The 1,696-nt window shown below is 75.0% G+C and carries 1 protein-coding gene; it reads left to right on the top strand.

Annotation, left to right across the window (positions count from 1 at the left end):
- The coding region (locus CCN39_RS26085; RefSeq protein WP_143264143.1) for a beta-ketoacyl reductase at window positions 1-1,696 on the top strand (1,696 nt) is incomplete at both ends.

Genomic DNA, 1,696 nt, shown 5'->3' with positions numbered 1-1,696 from the left:
CGGCGGCTGACGAGCACCTGGTGCTCGTCAGCCGCCGCGGTGCCGAGGCCCCGGGTGCCGCCGAACTCGGAGCCGAGCTCGGCTGCCGTGTCACCTTCGCCGCCTGTGACCTCGCCGATCGCGATGCCGTGGCCGCACTCCTGCGCGACCTGACGGACGTCCGCGCCGTCGTCCACACCGCCGGGCTGCCGCAAGCGAAAACCGTCGCCGACACCAGCGTCGAGGACTTCGCCGAGGTCCTCGCGGCCAAGGCCACCGGTGCCGACCACCTCGACGAACTCCTCGGCGACGACCTCGACGCCTTCGTCCTCTTCTCCTCCAACGCCGGTGTCTGGGGCAGCGCCGGCCAAGGCGCCTACGCCGCCGCGAACGCGCACCTCGACGCCCTCGCCGCCCGGCGGCGCGCGGCCGGGCGGAAAGCCACCTCCGTGGCCTGGGGGTCCTGGGCCGGGGACGGCATGGCGGGCAGCGCCGAAGCGAAGGACCACCTGCGCCGCCGCGGCCTGCGGGAAATGGACCCGGACCGCGCCATCTCCGCACTGCAGCACGCCCTCGACGCGGACGAAACCTTCGTGGCCGTCGCCGACATGGACTGGCCGCGGTTCGCCGCCGGGTTCACCGCCGCCCGGCGCCGTCCGCTCATCGAGGACCTGCCGGAAGTCCGCGTCGAGGAGGTCGTCACCGAGGTCGGGACCGGCCTCGCCGAATCCGTCCGGGCGCTCGGCCCGCGGGAGGCCGCGCACCACGTCCTCGACCTCGTGCGCGCGCAGGCCGCCGCGGTGCTGGGGCACGAGTCCGGCGCGGCCGTCCCCGCCGACCGGGCCTTCCGCGAGCTCGGCTTCGACTCGCTGACCGCCGTCGAACTCCGCAACCGGCTGACCGCCGCGACCGGGGTCCGCCTCCCGTCGACCGTCGTCTTCGACCACCCGCACCCGCGCGCACTGGCCGGTCACCTCCTGCGCGAGGTGACCGGAACCGAGGCCGTCACGGCCACGGCCACGGCCGCCGCGTCCGACGAGCCGATCGCCATCGTCGCCATGGGCTGCCGCTACCCGGGGGAGGTGTCCTCGCCCGAGGACCTGTGGCGCCTGCTGGCCGACGGCGCGGACGGCGTCGGCCCGTTCCCCGCCGACCGCGGCTGGGACCTGGCCGCGCTCTACGACCCGGATCCGGCCAACCTCGGCACCAGCTACACCCGCGAAGGCGGGTTCATGGCCACGGCGGCGCAGTTCGACGCCGGCTTCTTCGGCATCTCCCCGCGCGAAGCCCTGGCCATGGACCCGCAGCAACGCGTCCTGCTGGAGACGTCGTGGGAGGTGTTCGAGCGCGCGGGCATCGACCCGGAGTCGTTGCGCGGCAGCGGAACCGGCGTGTTCGTCGGCGCGACGTCCTCCGGCTACGGCGTCGGCGCGCGCGACGAGTCCGGCGGCTCCGAAGGCTACCTGCTGACCGGCAGCGCCCCGGCCGTCGTCTCCGGCCGGCTGTCCTACACGTTCGGCCTGGAGGGCCCGGCCGTCACCGTCGACACGGCGTGCTCGTCGTCGCTCGTCGCGCTGCACCTGGCGTGCCAGTCGCTGCGGCAGGGCGAATGCTCGATGGCCCTCGCGGGCGGGGTCACCGTGATGGCCCACCCGGCGGCCTTCGTCGAGTTCAGCCGCCAGCGCGGCCTCGCCGAAGACGGCCGCTGCAAGTCCTT

Origin of the sequence: Amycolatopsis kentuckyensis (assembly GCF_002155975.1) — a bacterium.
GTDB classification, from domain to species: Bacteria; Actinomycetota; Actinomycetes; order Mycobacteriales; family Pseudonocardiaceae; genus Amycolatopsis; species Amycolatopsis kentuckyensis.
The sequence above is the reverse complement of the archived record's forward strand: the minus strand, read 5'-3'. Positions and strand labels throughout refer to the sequence as shown.